Genomic DNA, 26,178 nt, shown 5'->3' with positions numbered 1-26,178 from the left:
AGGCCTGCCGCTAGCGTTCATCCTGAGCCAGGATCAAACTCTTCATCGTTGTTTTGTAAATATTATTACATCTGCAAACTTTAAATTGTCCGAACCCAGCCCTTAGTATTCTATAAGCTAATTTTATTCAATTTTTTATCCAACTACCGTTTCCGGTAATTGAACGCTGTCTTACAATATGTCAATGAACTTGTCTATTCTTGTTTTTATTCTGTCGCTCTGTCTCCCAAAGCGGGTGCAAATATACAACCCTTTTTGTTCCCCGCAAATAAAAAATGAAAAACTTTTTCCTTTTCTTTTTCGCTGCTACAGAACCTTCAATGAACATGGCCTCTCGACCGCTTTTCCCTGCACAACCTGCGTTGTTTCGGGCTGCAAACCTACAACCTTTCCACAATACCACAACACTTTTTTTTGCCTTTTTTTCAACTTTTTTTTGAGCCCATCAGAACACCTTATAATACAAGGATTTACGAGCGGAAAAAAATGGACGTTTATCTTGGGGCAAGGATTGAGCTCCTTGTCTGAGCTCTTTGCCCAGACCACTACTATTTAGGCCTTATGATTAAAATCGGCAGATTGGAGAGTTCCTTCTCTCAAAACTGATCAAAAAAAAAAAGGCAAAAGCGAGTAGCGAAAGCCTGGTTCTGCCCTATTCCGGCAGAAGCCCCCATATAATTAGGAGAAGAAATTCCAAACAAGACCAAAACGGATCACAAAATCCCTGTATGGGTAGTTTGGGGCCGAATAAAAGTTAAATCCTGAGAAGGAAGAATTGAAATGCTCTGCTTTTAGGAAGAGCCTGGTCTGTTTCACCTTTGCATTAATAAAGAAATCCAACAAAGGATAACCCCCAAGTTCTTCACGATTCTGAATATAGAATTCCCCAAGTAAGGGATTATAGGCATCCATATTATAGGAGGTGAAATACTTAAAGGTGACGCCTGTCTGTAGGTGCATGGCCCTATCGAATACATCCTTGGAAAAGTATAAGGTATTCCTGGTCACCAGCTGGGGCACATTTAGGACATTATTCGTTTGATCTACCTGTTGGTACATTACCGTATTGTTCAGGGCAAAATTCCCCACCTTAAACTCCTTATTATACTTAATCTTGAGATACGTAACACTGTTGCCCTCTTGAAAGGGACTTACAGCGGCATTTTCCTCTCCGGCATCTATCTGCTCCTGGGAGGCAGTTGATGTGAAATAGGTATAGTTATCAATGATATTGTATTCAGCAGAAAGGCTTCCCAATAATTTGGAGTCCAACCCCAATAGTAAACCGTTGACACGTTCCTTTTCAAAAACCTCATTGTTCTGCCAATTGTAGTTGACATAGTCACTTTGATATAACAGGTAATTGAAATTTGGCATTTTACTGGATGAATTTATACCAAACGTCGCTTTTGCCCCAGATTTAAGTTGGTAGCTAGCGGCGGCATTTATAACACTACCCGTTAACTCACCCGACACTCCATAATCTATTCCACCATTCAATTTGAATCCACCTATTGTTTTCCCATATTGTGCGCCAACGGTAATCTCTTCGCCCTTTAATTGGTTGGATATCTCCTCCCCCGAGGCGTTGATCAACTTACTGTCAAAAAAGTAGTTGTAATTGTACAAGGCTATATTTCCCTTTAATATCCCTAACGTCTTATTGCCCAACTCCACATAACCTTGGTTATACATAGTCTTCAAATTTGCCTTATCTGTTATTGCACTAACAAACGCATCGCCAAAATAATCGTCCTGGACCGTTTGACTAAATTGATAATATTTGGTCTCATAATTGAATTGGTGTCCAAGGGTGAGATAATTCTCCCTGGACCTGGTAGTATCCTTGCTCTTTTTAAAGAGATCATATTCCTGTTCAAAAAAGTACCTTTTGCCCAACACCTTATTGTTGGCATTTGTAAAATTAACATCTATCCTAGATCGATCCGTAAAGCTTGTATTGCCTGATTCAAATTGAAGTTCCTTATTGGATAGCCCACCATTTTCCTCTGATAAAAGATCCTGTGCCGCTATATGGGTACGTAGCCTATACCTTCCACTTTTGGTTTCATAGGTGGCAGAAGTTCTAAAGTTACCCGATTCGGCCTCATTGAACTGATATTTCCCTAGGGACCTAAATCCCTTGTATGCCAAAGAAATATTTAAGCGGGGAGTCATATTAAAAGTTAGCAATGCATCCAATAACTGCCCTTGTTCCAACGTAGTCTTAAACATCAATTCGGTCATAGGAGTAGGCACCCTATAATACTTAATGTCTTCCACTTCCATATAATTGAAATGTTTGGCCTCTGCTCCTAGGGAAGGATACAATGTGTTTTGCTTAACTGTTACGCCCAGACTATTATAAGGTTGCCCAATATTGGAAAAAGGCATAAGTTCAAAGTTGTCCTTTCGCAGAAAATTGTATTTGTATTCCTTTTGAATAGAAATTGTAGTATCCAAGAAGGTGGTGTCCCTGGCATAGGATATAATCTTGTAGTCCTTTATCGTAAATTCCGGTTCAACCTTGCCTTTTGAGAATGGTTTTGGTTTCTGAATGGGCGAAAAGGAGGCTGTATCCTTTTCACTCACCCTTAAGGCAGGCAGATCTTGACCGTAAAAAAAAGCTGAATTACATATAAATAGAAGTACTACTAAATATCTCATTCCAAAAAATTAGTTGGGCAAAGGTAATTTTTTTGTTTCTAAAGAAATGTGAAAAATCCGGTAATCACAAGATCGAATTTCACGACCCCTTATCCGTTATTGCTAATTTTACAACAATTAAAATTGAAATTATTATATTTTTTATCCATTTTTGCAAAAAAGTTAAAATGTTAAGAAAATTATTCCTGTTACTGCTGTTTAGTGGTGCATTTTCCTATGGACAATTCAACGAGAGTGCTCCTTGGATGCAAAACATCAAAAAGGAAACTACCAATACCTCCAAAAGCGGTTCAACATCATATTCCATTTACGAGATATCGGAAGCCTTTCATAAGTATTGGGAAGATAAGGACCCTAATATAAAAGGTTCAGGCTACAAGCCTTTTATGAGATGGGAAAATTATTGGAAACAATTCGTGGATGAAAACGGGTACCTGCCCTCCTCAAAACAGATTTGGGATGCCTGGGAAAACAAACGCAACAGCACAGCAATTGTCAACCCGATTAGTGATTGGAGCTCCCTTGGCCCTATCAACGTGGACGCTTATGCTGGAAGATTGCCTGGACAGGGCAGGGTGAACGCCATCGCAGTGGACCCTAATAACCCCAATATTTGGTACGTAGGTGCCCCTGCGGGCGGTTTATGGAAATCTACTGATGCAGGTGCATCATGGTCAAGTCTCTTTGATGATTTTCTTCAAATAGGGGTGTCGGGAATTGCGATAGACCCAACCGATTCCAATATCATTTATATTGCAACAGGAGATGACGATGCTGCTGACTCTTACAGCGTAGGGGTTTTTAAGTCCATCGACGGCGGGGTAAACTGGAACGAGACAGGCCTTAATCCCAGCAATACATCGGAAAATTGGTTGATGAATGAAATTACCATAGATCCCACCAATTCCCAAACCATATGGGTTGGAACCAATCAAGGTCTTTATAAGTCCATTAATGGCGGGGTGTTATGGACCAGAAAAAAAATAGGGAATATTAAGGACTTCAAACTAAAACCCAATAACAGTAATACCATCTATGCGGTTACCACCAATGAGTTCTTCAAATCCACTGATGGAGGGGAAGTATTTACGAAAATTACAAGTGAACTTCCAACCAATTCCGGGAGGCTGGTTTTGGGGGTTACACCAATCAATGCGGCCGTTGTTTATGTTTTAAGCGCAGATACCGGGGCTAACGACTATGCGTTCCAAGGTCTTTATAAATCCAATGATTCCGGAACCACCTTTACAAAAACACCCAATGCCAACAATATTTTAGAATCTAACCAAGCATGGTTCGATTTGGCTATGGAAGTATCTCCTTCTGATGAGAATGAAGTTTATATTGGATGCTTAAACGTTTGGAAAACTACCGATGGGGGTACGACATTTATTCCACTAAACCAATGGTATTTAGATAATCCTGCTTATACACATGCAGATATTCACACTTTAAAAATATTTAACGGGAATCTTTTTTGTGGTTCCGATGGGGGGATTTATATGTCCCAGGACAAGGGCAACACCTTTACAGATTATACAGCCGGCATTGCCATAGGACAATTTTATAGAATTTCCGTTTCCAAAAATAACGCTTCACAGTTAATCGGTGGACTACAGGACAATGGAGGTCAGGTACTAAGCGATGGAAAATGGAACAATTACCACGGGGGAGATGGCATGGACAATGCCATTAGTCCACTAAACGACAATCTGGTTTATGGCTTTACCCAATACGGCGGATTCCTAAGCATCTCTACAGATGCGGGACAAGCCATAACTACCATAAGGGCGCCTGAAGTAAATGGCAGTAATCTTCAAGGAAATTGGATCACACCTTTAGCGATAGATGCCAACGGAGCTGTTTATGCAGGCTATAATGCCCTTTATAAGCTAAACGGCACAACTTGGGAAAAAATTTCGAGAAATATAGGAGAAGGTAAGGGCAATATTGAGGATGTAGAAATCCACCCCACCAATCCTAATATAATTGTAGTGGGTCAGGACAATCAACTTCACCGAAGTACAGATGGCGGATTGAACTTTACCCTTATTCAAAGTTTCGATAGAGAGATTTCCGATATGGCCTTAAATAGTTCCGATGAGAATATCGTGTATGTGGTCACCTCCAGAAGGGTAGGAATTAGTCAAAATCAGCAGCCAGAGGATATTGGGGTCTACAAAATAGAGATTGACGGTACCACCGTAACAGAAACCAATATTACTTATAACTTATCTACAGATCAGGCATTTTTCTCAATTGCACATCAAGGCAGAAATACCGATAATCCTATTTATTTGGGGACAAGTCTTGGGGTCTACAGATTGGATGACACCTTAACAGAATGGGAGGATTATTTTACCGGCCTTCCGAGTACGGCAGTTGGGGATCTGGAAATTAGCTTGGATGATGAACTCATAACCGCCTCTACCTATGGGCGGGGCGTTTGGCAGTCTCCCATCCCCATTAAAATACCCGATTCTGACATTCGATTAATTGCATTGAGTCCTAAGGAAAATACAGTACTCTGTGGTGAAATAATACCTGAATTAACAGTTGAAAATAAAGGATCCAGCCCTATTACCGAAGTCACAGTCAACTATACCATAAATGAAGCGCCTGCACCGAGTTTCAATTATGCCATAGCCCTAAACTTTGGGGAAACAGGCACTATTCCTTTACCACCGCTAAGCCCGGATTTATTTGGTCGCAATGCACTGAAGATCACTACAACCATTGCCAATGATGCCTTTTCCGATAACAATACGTTGGAACATCGGTTTTTTGCCAACGATTTTGGGAATGGCGGAACCATAAATACTTTTGAAACAGAAGAAGAAACCCTGATCACATATAATGAAGGTAGTGATGGCAGCGTTTGGGAAAAAGGCGTTCCAACAGGAAGCGTCCTTAATCTAGCAGCATCTGGCCAACAAGTTTACGCCACAAATTTAGATGGCAACCATCCGGACAATGTAAAGGGTATCATCCTGAGTAATTGCTATGAGCTTTCATCAATCTTGGCACCGGTACTTAAATTTAAAATGGCCTATGACCTTGAAATTAATTTTGATTTAGTCTATGTGCAATATTCCTTGGATAGTGGATTAAGCTGGGAAGTGCTTGGTAACATCAATAGCACTCCCAACTGGTACAATAGTGACAGGACCAACGCAAACTCCGGCGAAGATGACGATTGTCAAAACTGTCCCGGAGCGCAATGGACAGGCACTAATACCGATTTAACAGAGTATTCCTATGATTTTACGGCCAATGCCCTTAATGGAGAAACCGATTTAACCAATGAGCCGAATGTTATTTTCAGGATTGTATTCCAATCAGATCCAGCAGTTAATAAAGAAGGAGTGGTCATAGACGATTTTGTAATAGAAGGGTTTCAAGATGACGACGATGACGATAACGATGGCATCAATGATGATGTAGACAATTGTCCCTTAACAGGTAATGCCAATCAGTTGGATACCGATAATGACGGCAAGGGAGATGTGTGCGATTTGGATGATGATGGAGATGGCATTCTTGATAAGGACGACAATTGCCCATTAATTGCCAATGCTGATCAATTGGACGGTGATAATGATGGGATAGGCGATGTATGTGACTCGGATTTGGACAATGATGGTGTCCCCAACGATGTTGACCTGTGTGACAACACCCCAAAAGATGCAGTAGTGAATGTGGATGGCTGCGAAATATTTTCTTTGCCGAGCAATAATTTTAAAGTATTGACTACAGCAGAATCTTGTATCTCCAATAATAATGGAACAATCACCATAGAGTCAGTAGCCTCCAATGATTATACAGCCAACCTTTCTGGCGGTTCCATTTCACTGACAGAGGATTTTACAGCGGAAACGGTATTCAATAATCTTCCAGCAGGGAATTATACAATCTGCATCACTGTAGCAGGGCAACCGGAATATCAAAACTGTTTTGGAGTAACCATATCCGAACCAGAGGCTCTCTCGGTTTCCTCGAAAGTAAATACCTTGGGGAAAGAGGTCAGTTTACAACTGAAGGGAGGAAATACCTATACCATTTTAGTGAATGGTAAGACATATACCACTTCGAAAAGTGAGATTACCTTGCCGCTAACAGAAGTAGAAAATAACATAGTGGTTAAAACCGATTTGGAATGTCAGGGGAGTTTTGATCAACAGATCATTTTATCCAATGAAGTCTTAATTTACCCTAACCCTATAGCAAATGGAAATTTAACCATACAATTGGGACGTGAGTTATTAGAAGGCGCAGATGTTAGTTTATACACTATGACAGGGAACAGCGTATTCAGCAAAAATTTCAAGTCCACCACAGGCTCCATTCAGATTAATGTAGATGGCCTTGCCAAGGGTGTCTACTTGCTTAATATTACCATGAACAACAAATTAACCAGTTATAAGATCATAAGAAAATGAGAAAATTAAATTTATTATATATCATCCCATGCGTTATTCTTATGAGCTGTGGAGGAGGCGACTCTGGAAATGAAACGCCTATTATCCCGCCACCGCCTCCCGTGCCATCACCATTACAAGCAACCCTGGTATTCCCCGAGAACAACAAGGAATGTACTGAGGGAATAGTTGAAAACGACACCCAGAGTACTGTAAACTTTCAATGGAACAATTCAGAGAACACAGATACTTATGAAGTCAATTTAAAAAATTTGAACACCAATAATTCCATAAGAATAACTTCCAATTCCAATGCTGCACAAATTACGCTCAGTCGTGGTGTGCCCTATGAATGGTTCGTAATTTCAAAAGCTAATGGCACCAACCAAACGGCTCAGAGCGAAGTTTGGAAATTTTACAACCAAGGGCCTGGAATTGAAAATTATGCACCTTTTCCTGCCGAAGCAGTATTCCCGAAAAGGGGAGCCAATTTAACGAGCACCAATACGGTAAAGCTTCAATGGAATGGCGGCGATATAGATGAAGATATTGTATCCTATACCCTATTATTCGATACTGTTGAAACCCCGGTCATAGAATTGGGAACAGGTCCAGATAATTTTATGGATGTCACTGTAAGTCCAGGGCAAACCTATTATTGGCAGGTCATTACTTTTGATTCACAGGGCAATTCATCCAACTCAGAGATATTTTCATTTAGGATCAATTCGTAAGCAGTCTTAATGAGGTTTAAAACTCATTAAAACTGAAGTTTATAATTAAGAAAGCCATGTTATTGGAACCCTCCAATACATGGCTTTTTTTTGACCAATAGAATTGGTTTTTATAATCCAAAAAGACAATTGCTTATGGATGTTAGATCTGTATACCGACCATTTAACATTGCTTCTGCCAGTATTAATCTTGGTGGAGGCAACTAACCTATTTAAAAAGAAAAACCCCCGCAAATGCGAGGGTTTTAAGTTGTATGTAATTAAGAATCTTTAGTTGGAATAACCGAAATTCTGAACCATATTAGAGTTTGCGTTGGTCTCAACTGCTGGAATTGGAAATGCGTAGTTAAAACTTCCGTATGCTGGTCCAGCTTGGTTAGGATCCAAGTTTGGAATATCCATATTAGATCTTGCCAAATCATCGAACCTAAAGCCTTCAAAGCTAAGCTCTTTTCTTCTTTCCAATAAAATATTGGCTTGGGAAGCAGTAGCATAAGGCAAAGCGTTTCTGTTGGTAGCTATAGAATTCAAGAAAACCAATCCATTACCACCTGTATTCTGCAAAGCTTCAGCATAATTCAAAACAACCTCCTCATATCTGATGATACTAATGTTGTCATCGAAGGTAGCAGATGGATATTTACCGATATTTCTCAAGTTACCTGCACCATCAACATCTATCATTTCTGCAGAACCACGTATGTCTCCTGCATCAAAGATATTGGCAAAAGCGTCATAGGCTTGGATATCCCCATAGGTATTACCTCTGTAAATGTTTGCCAAACCGTTTATTCCGTTATTATCATTGTTGTTTACCGCCAACTCAAAAATGGAATTCACAGCTCCGTCTATAGACCAACTTGCTACAAAATCCCCTGCAGGCACGATACTGAACTCGTTAGAGTTTACCACTGCAGCTGCAGCAGTCAAAGCTTTTTGGTAGTCACCAAAATAAATCTCTACTCTAGACCAAAGTCCATTCACGGCATGCGTTGTAATGTACTGCTTACTAGGATCATTCAAAGACTGGGACATTAGGGATAAAGCCGTAGCGAAATCCTCTTCTATCAATGCCTTTACCTCACCAACTGTATTTCTTGTTGGTAAAAGGTTTTCTCCTTTAAATTCAGTAACATAAGGAACTCCCAATGCACTTAAACCTCCGCTTTGTACGTGTTGTTGACCATACAACCTTAAAGCGTCAAAATGAGCTAAGGCTCTTACCGCATAGGCTTGTGCTTTAATATGGTTGATCGTAGTCTCATCTCCAGTAACTTCAGCACCTATTACAATATTTGCTGAGGCGATTACCTCATAGATTTGCGTCCAAGTTCCTGTGGCCTGACCATCTGTTTCCGTCATGGCCATGGTACTTACAGTAACAAAACGTCCTGAGTTACCATTTGAAAATGCATTGTCAGATCTGGCATCACCATAAATGATGATATCCCTACCATAATACTGTGTGGACGTCAACCTATTGTACATGCCCAACAAAATTCCTTGTAGATCTTCCTCAGTGTTTATACTGGTCTCTACCGATTTATTAACGGCAAGAGTTGGATCCAGACTATCCTCACTACATGACACCATTGTGGCAGCAGCTAAGACAGACATTATAAATAATTTATTTATTTTTCTCATGGTTTCTTAAAATTTTAAATTAACACCAAAAACGAAAGATTTTACAGGAGGAGTAGTCAATCTTGTAAAACCATCAGCTCTAACCTCTGGATCGTACTTCAATCTATCATCCTTCACCCAAGTAATTAGGTTAGTTCCTCTAACGCTAAAGTTAATGGCGTCCATCCCCAATACCTTTGTAGCTGAAGAAGGCAATGAATACCCAATTGATAGATTTCTTAACCTTACATAATCTCCTTCATATAAAAATCTAGATGAAGTAAAAGAAGCTCTGTTACCGTCACCAGCATTAGCTTGTAATGCAGGATAATCAGTAATCTGGCCTGGAGTTGTCCAGCTGTTCAACAATTCTGAAGTACCGTTAAAGGTTCTTGTAGAGAAAGTACCGTTACTCTTGGTATATCTAGACCAATCCTCGTATACCTTATGTCCGCCTGCAGTGTAAAAATCTGCATCCAAAGAGAAACCTTTAAAGTCAAAATGTGTACCAAAACCAGCACTGTACTGTGGAGTTGCATTTTCACCTTGGTAAGCTACCTCAGCAGCATTGTAATCATTGGTTGTAGCACCATCAGTACCATTAACATACCATAATGGATCTCCATTTGCAGGATCTACACCAGCCCATCCTCTCATGTACCATGCGTTGATTGGCTGACCAACTTCGATTCTTCTTGTACCTGTTGTAATGGTTATTTCCTCACCATTAGCATCCAGAGCCAATTTGGTAACTTCGTTATCCAAAGTTGCATAGTTTCCTGAAAGGCTCCAGTTTAAATCATTGCTACGGATGATATTGAAAGTTAAATCAAGTTCAACCCCTTTGTTGACAATCTCTCCAATATTGGTTGCCACCTCAGAGAAACCTGTAGTTCTTGATAATGGTACATTTTGCAATAAATCATAAGTTCTTTTGTTGAAGTAAGCAACAGAACCTGATACCACATCATCAAAGAATCCAAAATCCACACCAACATCATAGTTGGCATTTTTCTCCCATGTTAATAGGCTATTTCCAAAACCTGTTGGGAATATGGCACCTTGGTTATCATAATCAGCACTGAACCCAAGCAAAGCCTGGTAAGAATTGATATCAATTCCAGAGTTACCACTTACACCATAAGATCCTCTAAGTCTCAACTGACTTACAAAGTCAACAGATGACATAAATTCTTCCGAAGAAACATTCCATGCTGCACCAACTGACCAGAAATCACCAAAACGCAATCCTGGGGCAAAACGTGATGAACCTTCGTTTCTATAAGTAGCATCAAATATATATTTACCAGCGAAGTTGTAGTTCAACAACCCAAGGTATGAAGCATTTGCCCAATCAGTAAAATTACTTGAAACAGCAAAATTAGCACTTGTATTATCTAAATATGTAAGTCCATCAACTGGAAAATTCTCACCTGCACCGTAAAGATAATTGGTCTTATTTTTTTGATATTCCTGTAAGGCAGTCAAGTCAAAGTTATGCTGACCCAAAGAAAAGGTATAGTTCAATGAGTTTTGTGTAACCCAGTTGAAGTTTCTGTTGATAGAACTTTCAGCAGTTCCACCATCAGCTAAACCACCACCGTGAATTCTGTTCTCATAACGTCTGTAAGCAGATAGATTGTAATCAATTGAGAATCTAGTCTTAAACTTCAAACGGTCTATGATTTCATACTCTAAAGATGAGTTGATGATTGCTCTTGTCAAATCATTCTCAGCAATATCATTTTCAGCTAAGTACAATGTGTTGAACAGAGAAGTGTTCATATTGGTATTCAAAGTTCCATCTGTATTATAAGGCTGCTCCGTTGGAGGCATGAAGTACCTTGATAGGAATGGATTTGCAAAAAAGGCACTCTGCTCCAAAAAGGCGTTCTGTCTTGTATTGGAAACGTTCATATTCGTAGTGAACTTCAATTTTTCAGAAAAGTTTCTTGTGAAGTTAAACACTCCATTGATTCTTTCAAAGTCACTACCAACCACTAAAGCCTCTGTCTTGCTATATCCCAAAGAGGCGTAGAAAGAACCTTTTTCATCACCACCAGAAGCGGAAATATTATGATTAACGATAGTTGGGTTGTTTCTTTTTACTTCTTCACCCCAATTACCTTCTGGACGACCAGCATCAATCCAAGCAGCATAAGCACCCCATCCACCTCTTGTTGGTGCCTCAGCAGGAGCTTGGGCTCTCGTGAAATTGTTTCCACCATCACCGAATGTATTGTAAAGGGCATCATAGTACAATTGTTCTCTTTGAGAGGCAGTTAAAGGAGTTGGCTGATCTACAGCAAAATCCTGTACCCCATAAGAAGAAGTGTAATTAAAGGATGTTTTTCCTTGTTTCCCTTTTTTGGTAGTAATTACGATAACCCCGTTTGATCCCCTTGCACCGTATGCAGAGGTAGCAGAAGCATCCTTAAGAACGGTGATACTCTCAACATCTTGATTATTGATAGCAGATAACGCACTTAATGAACTAAAAGAAGTAGAACCAGAAAAGTTACCACTAATTACCGGCACTCCGTCAATAACGAACAAAGGATCGTTGGATGCAGAAATAGAACCAACACCCCTAATTCTGATATCCTGGGTAGAACCCGGTGTACCAGATGAAGATGCAATGGTTAAACCTGCAACCTTACCTTGCAAAGCCTGATCAACAGTTACCAAAGGCACGTCATTGATTTCAGAAGACTTCAACTGCACTGTACTACCAGTAATCTCATTTTTTCCTCTTGTAGAGTAACCCAAAACGATTACTTCCTCCAAGGCCTGAGCATCCTCTTGCATTTGAAGATTGATAACATTATCAGAACCAACGGTTCTTTCTGCTGTTTTTTGGCCGATATAGCTGAACTTTAATACTTGTCCAGCATTGGCACTGATGGCGTAGTTACCATCAAAATCTGTTTGTGTACCTGAGGTGGTTCCAACCACAACAACAGACACTCCAGGTAATGGCAAACCTTCTTGGTCCGTCACATTACCTGAAACAGTTTTTCCTTGTGCAAAGGAAAAACTTACGCATAACACCATGAAAGATGTTAAAATCCAAGTTAACTTTGATTTCATTTAATTGTATTTTTGAATTAGTCAGCGGTAAAAATCCCAATTAAATACTAATAATCCAAAATAATGTACTCCCACAATAGAGGATATGTTAAAAAAAATAGAATATTTGTAAATTATATAATACAAAAAGACGTTTTTTGTCAATTATCTATAATTTTAACAAGCTTTGTTTAGTTATTCTTTATTTTAAATAAACATTAATGCTAATACAGTAAATCTTTAGAAAAATCAATGTTAATTAGGAGCTTATATCATGAGGCAGGAACGGATGAAGCAGGTCGAGGATGCCTTGCGGGACCAGTGACAGCCGCAGCCATCATCTTGCCGGAAGATTTTTATCACAAAGACCTCAATGATTCCAAAATGGTCACCGAAAAAAGACGGGACATATTACGGCCTATTTTAGAGCAGGAATCCATCACTTTTGGGGTTTTTCATATATCCCCTCGGGAAATTGATAAAATAAACATCCTGAACGCAGCTATTTTGGCCATGCACAAGTCCATTTTACAATTGACAAAACTACCAACTTGCATTATGGTAGATGGGAACAGATTTAAACCATTCAATAAGGTGCCTTATGAATGTATTGTAAAAGGTGACAGTAAATATGCCAGTATAGCCGCAGCATCCGTGCTTGCCAAAACACATAGGGATGCTTATATGGAACAGCTACACGAAGAATTCCCTATGTACAATTGGATCAAAAACAAAGGGTACCCCACAAAAGAACATCGAGAAGCCATTAGAAAATATGGGATCACAAAATACCACAGGAAAAGTTTCAGACAATTGCCAGAACAACTGAAACTTGAAGTTTAAAATTATAAATTTGCTGAAAAGCATCCATATGAACTATAGGATATTATTGATCATAGCACTACTCTTTTTTAATTGTACCGAAAAGAAAAACACCTCAACCACCTTACTTGATTTTGTGCCCAAAGACGCATCCTTGGTTATTAAGATCAATAATCTGTCCGGGCTGAAAAGTGAATTGAAAAACAATGAATTTTTATCCCTTATAAAGTCCAACACCATTTACACCAAAGTTTATGAATCCATAAAAAATATTCAATACCTGGATCCCAAATCGGAAAGTCTTTTGGTATTCACCGAATTGGGAAAAGAAAACTTTGAATACCTTTTTATAGTTACTACAGCAGAAGGACTCTATAATTTAGAGGGCACTAAAAATATTTCTGAAGAAACGTTTACCTACGAAAATAACAGCATCAAAAAATATAACGTTGAGGGGTCTTCTTTTTTTAGCACCATTATTGACCAAACAGCCATCATCAGTTCATCACAGGTATTATTGGAAAATAGCATCCGTAATACCATGGAACCAACAACAAATTTGCGTTTAAAGGAGCTATATAAAATATCCAATTCCAAGAAGTCGGCCACTCTTTTTCTGAACACCAGAAATGGCAATTCCCTTTCCAGCGCTATACTCAAAGAAAATTCCAGCTATAAGATTTCCAGCTTTTCTGATTGGATCAACCTAGATTTCGATTTTGCCCAGGATCATCTTAACTTTACAGGAATCAGTATGGCCACTGACTCCTTAAAGCACTTTACCAACTTATTTAAAAATACGGGAGCTCGCACCAATGCCATCCCATCTTTTGCACCTCTTACATCAGAAGCAATAATCTCCTACACATTTGATGATTATGGAACTTTTGCAAAAAACCAACAACGGTATCTAGACAAGTCAATCCCAATGGACACTTTATTTAATACAGTTGAGGAGGTGGGCAACATCTATTTAAATGGAAAAAAAGCCGTTATTCTAAACACTTTTGGAGCCGAAAAAATCATAAAATTTTTAGAGGAGCGAAAAAAGGGCAATAGCGAATATCAGGGTACCGAGATCTTGGAACTGAATGAAACTAATTTCTTAAATGAATTTTTCAATCCTCTGGTAAAAAAATTCAAAGCAAATTATTGCACTATTTTGGATAATGCCTTTGTTTTTTCTTCTGAAATTGAAACGTTGCAAACCATTATAAGTAATTATAAAAACGGCACTACTTTCAACAACACCAACTTATATGCCACCGCGAATGATGTCTTGGCGGACGAATCAAATATTTTGTTCATATCCAATGCTGATGGTATCTCCAATATATTAAAGGAAGAGTTTTCCAGTAGCCTTTTTAACGATTTTAAGCCCAATACACTCTCAAAGTACTTATTTGCCGCCCAATTGGTTGCCGATGAGGAATTTTATCATATCAATACCGTAATTCAGAAAATTGAAAAGGAGGATAGATCAAACAGCACTTCACCCTTATTTACCATTCAATTAGATCAACCTATAGCCACTACCCCACAGTTTGTAACCGACTATAGGACCAAAAAGAAGGAGATTGTTGTACAGGACAGTGAAAACAATCTTTACCTTATCTCCAACGAAGGAAAGGTGCTATGGAAAAAAGCACTTAATGGCAAGGTTCAAGGGAAAATCCAACAGGTAGACATCTATAAAAATGGAAGATTACAATTGGCCTTTACCACCAACAATCAGTTCTTGATCTTGGATAGAAATGGCAATGAGGTTCCCCCTTTCAATAAAACCTACCAAGATGGCAACCTAAATCCCTTGGCCATTTTTGACTATGATGGCAGAAAAGATTATCGGTTTGTAATCACCCAAGGAGAGAAAGTTTTTATGTACGATAATAAAATGAAGGATGTAAAAGGCTTTAAATACAATAATGCCGGACAGTCTATTATAGACGTACCCCAACATTTTCGTATAGGAAATAAAGACTATCTCGTATTTCAATTGGCTGATGGTACATTGAAAATACTAAACCGAGTTGGCGATGAACGCATTAAGGTTTCAGAAAAAATTGATTTTTCCGCCAATGGGGTACATCTATACAATGATAAATTTTCCGTCACCGATAAAAAGGGAATCCTTTTTCAAATTGACGATAAGGGCAATATAGGAAAGACTAATTTAAACCTTGCCAAGGAGCACGGTATGGATGCCAGTAGCAGGCACTTGGCCTTAATGAACGACAATGTCCTAAAGATTAACGACAAGGAAATAGAATTGGACCTCAGTGTATATTCCAGACCTAAAATATTTTTTATCAATGATAAAATGTATGTAAGTGTCTCCGATATCCAAAATCAGAAAATATATCTTTTTGATAGCCAAGGACAGACCATCTCCAACTTCCCGGTATTTGGAACCTCTGTTATTGATCTAAGTGATATGGACAGTGACAAAAAAATAGAAGTGGTGGCCAAAGACATGGATAACTCATTGATTGTGTATAAGATATATTGATATTGATCAGGCTACCAACTTTACAATTTACATTCCCAATAATACAAGAATCCCCAAACTATGGGGATTTTTTTGTATCTTAAGGTAAGTGAATATATCACATTTGTTAAGTGCCTTATTTCTTCTCCCAAAGGCAAAAAATGATCTATTTTCCAAAGTCTCCCCTTTCAGGTCTCTACTTATATAAAACCAAGAGATTCCTGTAAACGACCATTTTAAAGATTGTCCAGACCATAAAGATTGAGGAATAATGAAAACAAACAGCTACATAGCAAAGGTCCTTATGACCCTATTATTGATGTTGGCATTTTCTACCGATGCCCATTCCCAGATTCTTAAGAAACTAAAAAAAAGAGCTGAAAAAGCCGCGGAGCGTACTGTTGAAAGACGTGTAGATAGGGAAACACAAGAGAAGACAGATGAAGTGTTGGACAGTATTTTAGAACCCGGCAAAAAGGGTGAGAAGCCATCACCACAAGAACCTTTACCTACAATTGTTGGAGGGCAAGAAACGAGAAATGGAGGCAGTAACCCCAATAACAATGGTCAAACAGGAGAAGCCGGTATTAGCGGTTCGGGTGGCATTGCTGTTTACAGCAAATTTGATTATGTGCCTGGTGATCAAATCATATTTTACGATGATTTCACAAAGGATTTTGTTGGCGATTTTCCCTCTAAGTGGAATACTAATGGGGGCGGTGAAGTAGTAACCATGAATGATTCTCCTGAAAAATGGATGGAATTGCTTCCCGGTTATAACATATACTACATACCTGATGTACCAAAGTTACCGGAAGAATATACTATAGAATTTGATGTGATGGCCGTGGGATTAAGCAATAAAACGTCTTCAACGGCTACCATGCGTATAGCTCTAAGCGATGACGATAAATTTAAGGATGGGGCCAATTTTGTGCATGCCCAATTGCCATTTTGTCAATATGCGGCTGTAGGAATAACGATGTCTAACCACATCAACAACAAACGAGAAATATATAGCGTGGTAAGAGCCGACCTTAGGGAGGAAGTATTACAGCGTCCACATGTTTCCATTGCAGTAAACAAAAAACGTTTTAGACTGTGGGTCAATGAAGAAAAACACATTGATATTCCAAGAATTGTTCCAGAAGGTGCTGTTCTTACTACCTTAAAATTTCACATGAACAACTTCAAAGATGGGGAAGAGCGCCTGTTCATTACCAATTTAAAAGTGGCAGAAGGAGGGTTGGATCTAAGAAGACAACTTATTTCCGATGGAAAAGTATCGACGACCGGAATTCTTTTTGACACTGGTTCTGACTTAATCAAACCGCAATCCTTGGGCATCATACGTCAAATTTCACAGGTTTTAATACAAGAGGGCGCTATGAAGTTAAATATTATAGGGCATACCGATGCTGATGGGGATGCAGGGGCAAACCTACAATTGTCAAAAGACCGGGCGCAAGCAGTCAAGAATGCCCTGGTAGAAGTTTATGGAATTGAAGGATCAAGGTTGACCACCGAAGGGAAGGGTGAGGCCGAACCAGTTGGGGATAATTCAACTACAGAAGGCAAGGCCCAAAATAGAAGGGTTGAATTTATAAAAATATAAAACTATGAAAACGTATTTCACCACCTTATTATTGGTCCTCTCCTATGTATGGGGATCTCAGGCCCAAACAGATTGTAGCACCTATTATCCTTTAAAGAAAGGAACCACTTTTCAATTGACAATGTATGATGATAAGGACAAAAACACAGGGACTATAGATTATGTGGTTAAGGAGGCCACCGAAAATTCAGCTACCATGTCCTATACAATGCATTCAGATAAGGATAAACTGATAGCTGAGTCCGAATATAAGGTGCGCTGCACTGATGATGGGGTCTCCATTGATTTTAGTTCCCTTGCCGCCCCGGGCACTATGGAACAGTATCAGGATATGGAAGTAGACATTACAGGAACGGACCTTATGTTACCAAATAACCTGAAACCAGGAACCTCCCTCCCGGATGCCAATATGTTGATGACCATAAAAATGAAACCTATAACTATGAAAATGACCGTAGATGTTTTCAACCGCAAGGTAGACGGAATAGAAAGCGTCACCACCCCTGCTGGCACCTATGATTGTATTGTAGTCTCTTGGGATCATGAGTCAAAAATGGGAGTCAAGATAAGCGGTAGCGCAAAACAGTGGTTGGCCGAAAATGTTGGCATGGTAAAGCAAGAAAATTACAATAAAAAAGGAAAGATGATCGGAGGCAGTATTTTGACCGCATTTAATCAGTAAAATTTGGTCATTCTGATTACCCTTGTTCTATCTGCCCTAAAAATGGAAATTATGAATTTAAAAATCGCATTACTATTTTGTCTCATTATTATATCCATACCAACAACTGCTCAAGAAGGTTGTAGCAAATATTATAACTTGCAGGAAGGAGCTGATTTTCAATATGACAATTACGGCAAGAACGGCAACAAAGAAGGCTCTATTCATTATAAGGTCCATAATGTATCCCACAGGGATAAGGATACAGAAGCATGGATGAAAATTACCTATAAGGATACTAAAGGCAAGGAATACCTTTCTTCAGACTATAATATCAACTGCATTGACAATGTAGTTGAAATAGACTACGAATCCATGATTTCAAGCGAAACTCTGAAACAGTATAAAGGCAAGAAAATGGATATCTCGGGAAGCGATATAGTACTTCCCAATGATCTGAGTATTGGGCAAAAACTAGAGGATGCAAGTGTTACCATGACTATGGATGTGGGTGGCACAAAAATGAACTTTCAGATAGATTTGATCAATAGAAGTGTAGAAAAAAAAGATGCTACTACTACTCCTGCAGGCAGTTTTGACTGTTATGTTATTTATGGTGAACGGGTGACCAAAAAAATGATGCAACAAACCTTTCCATCTAGATTATGGCTGGCCGAAGGTATAGGGATGATCAAACAGGAAACCTATGATAAAGGCGGGAATCTAATGAATAGAATGGTCCTTACCGACTATTCAAATTAATGGCCTAATCATATTACTTATAGTCAGGCCTAACTCTAATGCATTCTGCTTCGAACAAGGCCTCAAAATGGGCGATCAATTTTTTCCTCACCTCTTCCATGGGCACTTCTCTCCTGCCCAATTCCACATTCAAGGAAGTTACAGCCTTACCTTTGATCCCACATGGGATCATCAGATCAAAATAACCCAAATCGGCGTTGACGTTCAGTGCAAAACCATGCATGGTTACCCAGCGACTGGCACGGACACCCATAGCGCAGATCTTACGGGCAAAAGGGGTACCTACATCCAACCAAACACCAGTTTCTCCTTTTGATCTCTCTCCCTTCAATCCGTATTCTGCCATGGTCAGGATCACCATTTCCTCCAACAGCCTCAGGTATTTGTGTATATCAGTAAAGAAATTATCCAAATCCAAAATAGGATACCCTACAATTTGCCCCGGACCATGATAGGTAATATCCCCTCCTCTATTAATCTTATAAAAACTAGCGCCTTTCTTGTCCAATTGTTTTTGGTCTACCAAAAGGTTTTCCATATCCCCACTTTTACCCAGCGTAAAAACATGGGGATGCTCTACCATTAAAAAATGGTTAGGGGTATCCAATGAAGCACCTTCCCTCCTGTTTTTAATTTTAATATCCAACGTAGTCTTAAACAATTCCTCTTGGTAATCCCAAGTCTCCTTATAATCCTTAAGCCCTAAATCCTGTAGCTTTACTGTTTTATTCATACTTCATCGTACACAAAAAAAACCAAATTTGGAATTTTTCAGTCTATGTATGCAAAGTAACTAATTATTTGGGTTATTTAGGATGACAAGAGCCGCAATAACTCCCGGGACCCATCCGCAAAGGGTCAAAAGAAATACAATAATTAAGGATCCACAGCCTTTCCCGATAACGGATAATGGCGGAAAAAGGATGGCCAAAAGCACTCTCCAAAAACTCATTTTTTGATTGTTTTGATTGATGTACCTATAAGACGATAAATTCTATAATTTGTTACATTCCCATAGAAAACATAATCTCCCCCGAACAATACCTATTTAATCAATTGATAGATTTGCCTAGAGTACCTATATTTGCAGCCTTAATCAAGATTTTATGCAACTTTCGGAGCAAGAAGTAATCAGAAGGGAAAAATTGGCCAAATTAAGGGCTATGGGCATCGATCCATACCCAGCGGCATTATATCCAGTGGATGCTACATCAAACAGCATTAAAAAGGACTATAAGGAAGGTAAAAAAGTTGTTATCGCAGGCCGACTCATGTCCAGAAGGATACAGGGAAAGGCCTCTTTTGCAGAATTACAGGACAGCAAAGGTAGGATCCAGGTCTATTTCAACAGGGATGAAATCTGCCCAGGCGAAGACAAAATAAAATATAACGACGTTTATAAAAAGCTGTTGGATATCGGCGACTTTGTTGGCGTAGAAGGCGAGCTGTTCACAACACAGGTAGGTGAAAAAACTGTCATGGTTAAAGATTTCACCATCTTGAGCAAGGCGTTAAGGCCCTTGCCACTACCCAAAGTAAATGCCGAAGGAAAGGTCTATGATGAATTCAATGATCCTGAATTAAGGTACCGCCAGCGTTATGTGGATCTTGTGGTTAATCCCGCAGTAAAAGAAACATTTATCAAGCGAACCAAAATAACAAATAGCATCCGTCAATTCTTTAACGATAGGGAATATTTAGAGGTTGAAACACCAATTCTTCAGCCTATTCCAGGAGGAGCGGCTGCAAGGCCCTTCATTACCCACCACAATGCACTGAACATGCCCCTTTATTTGAGGATTGCAAATGAGTTGTATTTAAAAAGACTAATCGTCGGTGGCTTTGATGGTGTATATGAATTTGCAAAAGATTTTAGGAACGAGGGGATGGACCGTACCCATAATCCTGAATTTACAGTAATGGAACTCTATGTAGCCTACAAGGATTACAATTGGATGATGGATACCACGGAGCAATTGTTGGAAAAAGTAGCCTTGGATGCCAATGGAACTTCCAAAATAACGGTTGGCAAAAACGAAATAGAATTTAAAGCCCCTTATCCTAGGGTTCCTATTTTAGAAGCCATAAAAATTCATACAGGGCACGATGTTGCAGGTATGGATGAAGTGGAATTGAGGGCTGTTGCAAAAAAATTGGGCCTAGATGTGGATGAAACCATGGGCGTAGGCAAACTGATCGATGAAATATTTGGCGAGAAATGTGAGCATTTCTATATCCAACCTACCTTCATTACAGATTACCCTAAGGAAATGAGTCCACTTTGTAAAGCGCACAGGGATAATCCGGCACTTACGGAGCGTTTTGAATTGATGGTAAATGGGAAAGAATTGGCAAATGCCTATTCAGAGCTCAATGACCCTATTGATCAACGGGAACGCTTTGAAGAGCAATTACAACTTTCAGCCAAAGGGGATGATGAGGCCATGTTCATTGACCAAGATTTCCTAAGGGCATTAGAATACGGAATGCCGCCTACCAGTGGTATAGGCATTGGGATAGATCGTTTGGTGATGTTGATGACCAACAATGCATCCATACAGGAAGTATTGTTCTTCCCACAAATGCGTCCGGAGAAAAAGCCAATAGAACTATCTGAAAATGAGAAAATCATTTATGATGTCCTTAAAAAGGAAAAAAACATGTCTTTGGAAACCTTAAAAGAAGCTTCTGGATTAAGCAATAAAGCTTGGGACAAAGGGATAAAATCTTTGGGCAAACACGGCTTGGCCAAAGTTTCCAAGGTAGATGACTCCTTAATGGTGGAATTACAAGAATAGAATTAATCGCTTATAAAAGCAATCATTATAAAGAGGAGGGGTATTTTGCCCCTCTTTTTTATTTTTAAAACTACCGTAAAAAGTATAGCTTAGGGATTTTAAAAACCAACCATGGACCTAAGTAAAAAAATGGGCCTTTTATTAGGGCCTATCGCATTTTTGATCATCATTAATCTGCCCTTTCATCTTATTTCAGAAACTGGAGACCCCGTAGTGGCTGTTGCGGTTTGGATGATCCTCTGGTGGATAACAGAAGCGGTTTCCATTTCCGTGACCGCATTATTGCCACTTATATTATTCCCCTTGCTCAATGTGATGTCCATTGATGATGTTGGGGCCAATTATGGCAGTCCCATCATATTTTTATTCTTTGGAGGTTTTGTTTTGGCCTTGGCCCTTGAAAAAGTAAATCTGCACAAACGGATCGCCCTAAATATCATTAAGATCACAGGAACAACCCCTAACAAGGTCGTGCTTGGGTTTATGATAGCCACGGCATCAATGAGTATGTGGATCAGCAACACGGCCAGTACCGTTGTAATGCTCCCTATCGCCATATCAGTGATCCGTTTGTTAATTCATGATGAGGACGGATTCACGAAGGATGACAAAAATTTTGCTTTGAGTGTTATGCTGGGTATCGCATTTTCTGCTAATGCCGGAGGTATCGCTACCGTTATTGGAACCCCTCCCAATTCGGTTTTGATCGGTCTATTGGAAAATGAATACAACATAGAAATCTCCTTTTTAAAATGGATGGTAATTGGAGTGCCGTTTTCTTTGGTTATGGTCACTATTAGTTATTTGGTCCTCGTTAAGTGGATGTTTCCGAACAAACAACTAAAATTCACGGCCTCCAAGCAGGTCATTCAATCTGAATTGGAAAAATTGGGACCTACCTCTTCCAAGGAAAAAATGGTACTTGTTATTTTTGGCATTACAGTATTTCTATGGATCTTCAGAACCATGATCAATGGGATATTCCCTGCCTTGGGATTATCGGACACCATCATAAGTATGATTGCCGCCGTAGCCCTATTTGCGGTACCCCATAATATAAGAAAGGGCGATTTTATCCTTCATTGGAATGATACGGAAAAATTGGCCTGGGGAATTTTGGTGCTTTTTGGAGGGGGCTTGGCATTGGCCAATGGAATGTCGGCAAGTGGTATTGTTGATATGGTCACTACTGCAATTGCCAATAGTGATATTAGCATATTGCTTACCGCTTCCCTACTAATCGTCTTGATCTTGTTTATGACGGAACTGATGAGCAACGTTGCCTTGATTGCTGTCTTGGCACCGGTTGTGGCGGGGATAGCCATCGGGTTAAATGTTCCTATAGTTTATCTACTTATACCAGTGACCATGGCCAGCAGCTGTGCCTTTATGCTCCCCATGGCCACTCCGCCAAATGCTATAGTTTTCGCAAGTGGATACATCAAGGTTTCACAAATGGCAAAAGTGGGACTTATACTTAATTTAATTTCCGTAGTGATCCTTATATTTATGTTCCAATGGATATTGCCCTTGGTATTTTAAGAAAAAACAAAACCCCTATATATACAGGGGTTTTATCTGACTAATCTAAAAACAAGTTTCTTGAAACCAATGTTTTATATTTATATATACGTAGCTATTAAGGTTTTAGGATGTCGATCTAAGTGCGAATTGCTATAATCATGTTCCCCAAACCATTCCCCTAGGTTGGGGCCTTCCAAGAGTTTACAAAACTGCATAAAAAAGCCCTTTCATAAAAGGGCTTTTTAATAGCTAAATTTAATAATGACAACCAAAGTGGCGACACTTAGACAATAATACCTTATTAACTGTAATTCAACATCTTATATCCAAAATTATAACACATATGCATTCTCACGTTACAAATTGTCTATCAATCAATCTTTCAAATCTTGTTCCAAACGGTGGTTCAAAAGGGGCATAAGGACCGATTGGTTATGATTTCGTTAACAAAAAAATGGGTTTATTTTTCGGTTATTTGAAGAAATCAAAAAAAAATTGACTGAAAATGACTAAAAAATTACTCCCAAAGTTGCTTTTGCTGCTATTGGTTATGGGCTATTGTACCCCTACTGAGGCCCAACTTTTCAAGAAAAAGAAAAAAGAAAAAACAGAGGACAGCTCCAAACCAAAAAAAGACGGCATTCAACCTTATGACAAGGTTATTACCAAGGATGCCAAAACAGATCAAGGTCTTTTTGCCGTACATGAGGTAGAGGACAAATTCTATTATGAAATCCCTGATTCGCTTTTCAATAAGGAAATGCTGATGGTAAGTCGGATTTCAAAAACTGCCAACGGCATAGGTTTTGGAGGAGGAAAAATTAATACCCAGGTACTTCGTTGGGAAAAAACACCGAAAAAGGTGCTTTTAAGAGTCGTTTCTTATGACGTTGTTGCGGCAGACTCCCTTCCGGTACATGAAGCGGTATCAAATTCAAATTTTGAACCGGTATTATACACCTTCCCTATCAAGGCTTTTCACAAGGATTCAACCAACACCTCCACGGTAATTGAAGTAAACGATTTCTTCGAAAAAGATGTGAATGCTTTGGGAATGCCTGAATATTACAGGAAACAATACAAGGTTTCCCGTTTGGATGACAGTAGAAGTTATATTGAAACTTTAAAAAGTTACCCGTTAAACATTGAAGCCAGACACGTAAAAACGTATGCTGCCGGAGAAGCCCCTTCCAATGAGAGCCTTGGTTCCATTTCCATAGAAATAAACAATTCCATGATTTTGTTACCCAAAGAACCTATGAAGCGCCGTTACTTTGATGAGCGTGTTGGTTGGTTTGCCAGAGGACAGGTAGATTATGGCCTGGACGCACAAAAGAGCAAGACCATCCGTTACTTGGATCGTTGGAGATTGGAAGTAAAGGATGAGGACAAAGAAAAGTTTGCCAACGGGGAACTCGTAGAACCTAAAAAACAGATCGTGTATTATGTGGACAGGGCTACTCCTAAACAATGGGTTCCTTTTATCAAACAAGGGATCGAAGATTGGCAGGTAGCTTTTGAAGCTGCTGGCTTTAAAAATGCCATTATCGCTAAAGACCCACCAACGAAAGAAGAAGATCCAGAGTGGTCACCAGAAGACGTGCGTTATTCTGTAGTACGTTATTTGGCATCTCCAATACCCAATGCCAACGGACCCCATGTTAGTGATCCCAGAAGTGGTGAAATTTTAGAATCGGACATTAATTGGTACCACAATGTAATGACCCTTTTGCGCAATTGGTTTTTTGTACAAACTGCAGCGATCAACCCAGATGCAAGGGGCGTACAATTTAAGGATGAAGTAATGGGACGTTTAATACGTTTTGTGTCCTCCCATGAAGTGGGACACACCTTAGGCCTTCCCCATAACATGGGAAGTAGTGTTGCCTACCCAGTTGATTCCCTGCGATCGGCAGAATTTACTCAAAAATATGGAACGGCACCTTCCATTATGGATTATGCCCGTTTTAATTATGTGGCTCAACCAGGAGATGAAGGTGTTGCCTTAATGCCGAATATCGGTATCTATGACAAATACTCCATTAATTGGGGATACAGACCTATTTTGGACAAAAATGCGGTAGAAGAGAAAGCTACCTTGGACAGTTGGATATTGGAACATGCTGGAGATCCTATGTACAGATTTGGAAGCCAACAACGAGACGTGGTCGACCCAAGTTCCCAGACCGAAGATCTGGGCGATGACGCCATAAAAGCCAGTGATTATGGGATTGAAAATTTAAAGAGAATTGTTCCCAACCTTATCACCTGGACCGCAGAAGACGGGAAAGACTATGAAGACCTTGGAGATCTATACAATCAGGTTTTAAGCCAGTACAATAGGTATATGGGACACGTAGGCAATAATATTGGAGGGGTTTACGAGTACTATAAAACCTACGATCAAGAAGGGGCTGTTTATACACACGTTGCCAAAGACCACCAAAAAAAGGCAATGGATTTTATCCAGAGACAACTCTTTAAGACACCAGAATGGTTATTGGATCAGAATATATTCAATAAAATAGAGAACTCAGGTTCTGTAGAAAGGGTAAGAGCGCTTCAGGTAAGAACCTTGGACAATATATTAAGCTTGGGTACTATGGCTAGAATCATAGAAAATGAAACTGCCAATGGCAATGATGCCTACCGCTTATTGAACGTGACCGAAGATTTAAGAAAAGGAATTTGGTCCGAATTAAAAAGTGGTCAGAAAATAGACACCTATAGAAGAAACTTACAAAAGGCACATATAGACCGGTTGGCGTATTTGATGACCGCGGAAAACCTGACCCCACCCAAGGGAAGATGGGGAAGCCGTCAGTATACGGTCCTGAATACGAGTCAATCCGATATTCGTTCTATAGCCCGTGCAGAAATGAACATCTTGAAAAGGGATATTAGAAATGCCATTTCCAGGACTTCAGACAGTATGAGCAAATACCACTTACAGGATGCCCTTGTGAGAATAGATATGATATTGGACCCTAAATAAGG

15 protein-coding genes are annotated in these 26,178 nt (G+C 39.4%); 10 read left to right on the top strand and 5 right to left on the bottom strand.

The window, feature by feature from the left end:
* Positions 1-678: 678 nt before the first annotated feature.
* A complete protein-coding gene (locus ABXZ32_RS14285; RefSeq protein ID WP_354619369.1) occupies positions 679-2,667 on the bottom strand; it encodes a putative porin in 1,989 nt (662 codons plus the stop codon).
* A gap of 167 nt (positions 2,668-2,834) precedes the next feature.
* Between ABXZ32_RS14285 and ABXZ32_RS14280 the strand changes: the two genes are divergently transcribed.
* Both ABXZ32_RS14280 and ABXZ32_RS14275 read left to right on the top strand, forming a co-directional pair.
* Positions 2,835-7,106 (top strand): thrombospondin type 3 repeat-containing protein, encoded by a 4,272-nt coding sequence (locus tag ABXZ32_RS14280; RefSeq protein WP_354619368.1) that lies wholly within the window; start codon positions 2,835-2,837, stop codon positions 7,104-7,106.
* Positions 7,103-7,819 (top strand): fibronectin type III domain-containing protein, encoded by a 717-nt coding sequence (locus ABXZ32_RS14275; RefSeq protein ID WP_354619367.1) that lies wholly within the window; start codon positions 7,103-7,105, stop codon positions 7,817-7,819. Before ABXZ32_RS14280 ends, ABXZ32_RS14275 begins: the two co-directional genes overlap by 4 nt.
* A gap of 270 nt (positions 7,820-8,089) precedes the next feature.
* On the opposite strand, the gene ABXZ32_RS14270 is transcribed toward ABXZ32_RS14275, so the two are convergent.
* Together ABXZ32_RS14270 and ABXZ32_RS14265 are read right to left on the bottom strand one after the other, a co-directional pair.
* On the bottom strand, positions 8,090-9,463 hold the full coding sequence (locus ABXZ32_RS14270) for a RagB/SusD family nutrient uptake outer membrane protein (RefSeq protein WP_354619366.1): 1,374 nt from the start codon (positions 9,461-9,463) through the stop codon (positions 8,090-8,092).
* A 6-nt stretch (positions 9,464-9,469) separates the two neighbouring features.
* Positions 9,470-12,532 (bottom strand): SusC/RagA family TonB-linked outer membrane protein, encoded by a 3,063-nt coding sequence (locus ABXZ32_RS14265; RefSeq protein ID WP_354619365.1) that lies wholly within the window; start codon positions 12,530-12,532, stop codon positions 9,470-9,472.
* 231 nt (positions 12,533-12,763) lie between these two features.
* Here ABXZ32_RS14265 and ABXZ32_RS14260 point away from each other — a divergent pair, with 231 nt between their 5' ends.
* The 5 genes from ABXZ32_RS14260 (at position 12,764) to ABXZ32_RS14240 (ending at position 18,859) form a co-directional block, all read left to right on the top strand.
* On the top strand, positions 12,764-13,354 hold the full coding sequence (locus tag ABXZ32_RS14260) for a ribonuclease HII (protein ID WP_354619364.1): 591 nt from the start codon (positions 12,764-12,766) through the stop codon (positions 13,352-13,354).
* Positions 13,355-13,382: 28 nt separating this feature from the next.
* Entirely contained in the window at positions 13,383-15,842 is a 2,460-nt protein-coding gene (locus tag ABXZ32_RS14255) for a ribonuclease HII (protein ID WP_354619363.1), read from the top strand.
* 250 nt (positions 15,843-16,092) lie between these two features.
* A complete protein-coding gene (locus ABXZ32_RS14250) occupies positions 16,093-17,436 on the top strand; it encodes an OmpA family protein (protein ID WP_354619361.1) in 1,344 nt (447 codons plus the stop codon).
* Positions 17,437-17,440: 4 nt separating this feature from the next.
* Positions 17,441-18,118: a TapB family protein gene (locus ABXZ32_RS14245; protein ID WP_354619360.1), complete on the top strand. Its 678-nt coding sequence runs from the start codon at positions 17,441-17,443 to the stop codon at positions 18,116-18,118.
* Between the two features lie 51 nt (positions 18,119-18,169).
* Positions 18,170-18,859, top strand: a complete 690-nt coding sequence (locus tag ABXZ32_RS14240) for a TapB family protein (protein ID WP_354619359.1) — start codon at positions 18,170-18,172, stop codon at positions 18,857-18,859.
* A gap of 13 nt (positions 18,860-18,872) precedes the next feature.
* On the opposite strand, the gene lipB is transcribed toward ABXZ32_RS14240, so the two are convergent.
* Positions 18,873-19,592 carry a lipoyl(octanoyl) transferase LipB gene (lipB, locus tag ABXZ32_RS14235; RefSeq protein WP_354619358.1) on the bottom strand — a complete coding sequence of 240 codons (720 nt, stop codon included), beginning with the start codon at positions 19,590-19,592 and terminating at the stop codon, positions 18,873-18,875.
* A 60-nt stretch (positions 19,593-19,652) separates the two neighbouring features.
* Complete coding sequence (locus tag ABXZ32_RS14230) at positions 19,653-19,811, bottom strand: YqaE/Pmp3 family membrane protein (RefSeq protein WP_354615986.1); 159 nt, start codon at positions 19,809-19,811, stop codon at positions 19,653-19,655.
* A 154-nt stretch (positions 19,812-19,965) separates the two neighbouring features.
* On the opposite strand from ABXZ32_RS14230, the gene lysS reads away from it, so the two are divergent.
* The 3 genes from lysS to ABXZ32_RS14215 all read left to right on the top strand — a co-directional run bounded on the left by lysS (position 19,966) and on the right by ABXZ32_RS14215 (position 26,176).
* A complete protein-coding gene (gene lysS, locus ABXZ32_RS14225) occupies positions 19,966-21,657 on the top strand; it encodes a lysine--tRNA ligase (RefSeq protein WP_354619357.1) in 1,692 nt (563 codons plus the stop codon).
* Positions 21,658-21,768: 111 nt separating this feature from the next.
* Positions 21,769-23,199, top strand: a complete 1,431-nt coding sequence (locus ABXZ32_RS14220; RefSeq protein WP_354619356.1) for an SLC13 family permease — start codon at positions 21,769-21,771, stop codon at positions 23,197-23,199.
* 487 nt (positions 23,200-23,686) lie between these two features.
* Complete coding sequence (locus tag ABXZ32_RS14215) at positions 23,687-26,176, top strand: zinc-dependent metalloprotease (protein WP_354619355.1); 2,490 nt, start codon at positions 23,687-23,689, stop codon at positions 26,174-26,176.
* Positions 26,177-26,178 lie beyond the last annotated feature (2 nt).

This window comes from Sediminicola luteus (genome assembly GCF_040566555.1).
In the GTDB taxonomy this organism is placed as follows: Bacteria; Bacteroidota; Bacteroidia; order Flavobacteriales; family Flavobacteriaceae; genus Sediminicola.
This window is presented reverse-complemented; position numbering and strand designations above follow the sequence as displayed.

Excerpts from the sequence above, each read along its gene's own strand:
- ABXZ32_RS14285 (WP_354619369.1), bottom strand. The coding sequence starts at position 2,667 with ATGAGATATTTAGTAGTACTTCTATTTATATGTAATTCAGCTTTTTTT.
- ABXZ32_RS14280 (WP_354619368.1), top strand. The coding sequence starts at position 2,835 with ATGTTAAGAAAATTATTCCTGTTACTGCTGTTTAGTGGTGCATTTTCC.
- ABXZ32_RS14275 (WP_354619367.1), top strand. The coding sequence starts at position 7,103 with ATGAGAAAATTAAATTTATTATATATCATCCCATGCGTTATTCTTATG.
- ABXZ32_RS14270 (WP_354619366.1), bottom strand. The coding sequence starts at position 9,463 with ATGAGAAAAATAAATAAATTATTTATAATGTCTGTCTTAGCTGCTGCC.
- ABXZ32_RS14265 (WP_354619365.1), bottom strand. The coding sequence starts at position 12,532 with ATGAAATCAAAGTTAACTTGGATTTTAACATCTTTCATGGTGTTATGC.
- ABXZ32_RS14260 (WP_354619364.1), top strand. The coding sequence starts at position 12,764 with ATGTTAATTAGGAGCTTATATCATGAGGCAGGAACGGATGAAGCAGGT.
- ABXZ32_RS14255 (WP_354619363.1), top strand. The coding sequence starts at position 13,383 with ATGAACTATAGGATATTATTGATCATAGCACTACTCTTTTTTAATTGT.
- ABXZ32_RS14250 (WP_354619361.1), top strand. The coding sequence starts at position 16,093 with ATGAAAACAAACAGCTACATAGCAAAGGTCCTTATGACCCTATTATTG.
- ABXZ32_RS14245 (WP_354619360.1), top strand. The coding sequence starts at position 17,441 with ATGAAAACGTATTTCACCACCTTATTATTGGTCCTCTCCTATGTATGG.
- ABXZ32_RS14240 (WP_354619359.1), top strand. The coding sequence starts at position 18,170 with ATGAATTTAAAAATCGCATTACTATTTTGTCTCATTATTATATCCATA.
- lipB (WP_354619358.1), bottom strand. The coding sequence starts at position 19,592 with ATGAATAAAACAGTAAAGCTACAGGATTTAGGGCTTAAGGATTATAAG.
- ABXZ32_RS14230 (WP_354615986.1), bottom strand. The coding sequence starts at position 19,811 with ATGAGTTTTTGGAGAGTGCTTTTGGCCATCCTTTTTCCGCCATTATCC.
- lysS (WP_354619357.1), top strand. The coding sequence starts at position 19,966 with ATGCAACTTTCGGAGCAAGAAGTAATCAGAAGGGAAAAATTGGCCAAA.
- ABXZ32_RS14220 (WP_354619356.1), top strand. The coding sequence starts at position 21,769 with ATGGACCTAAGTAAAAAAATGGGCCTTTTATTAGGGCCTATCGCATTT.
- ABXZ32_RS14215 (WP_354619355.1), top strand. The coding sequence starts at position 23,687 with ATGACTAAAAAATTACTCCCAAAGTTGCTTTTGCTGCTATTGGTTATG.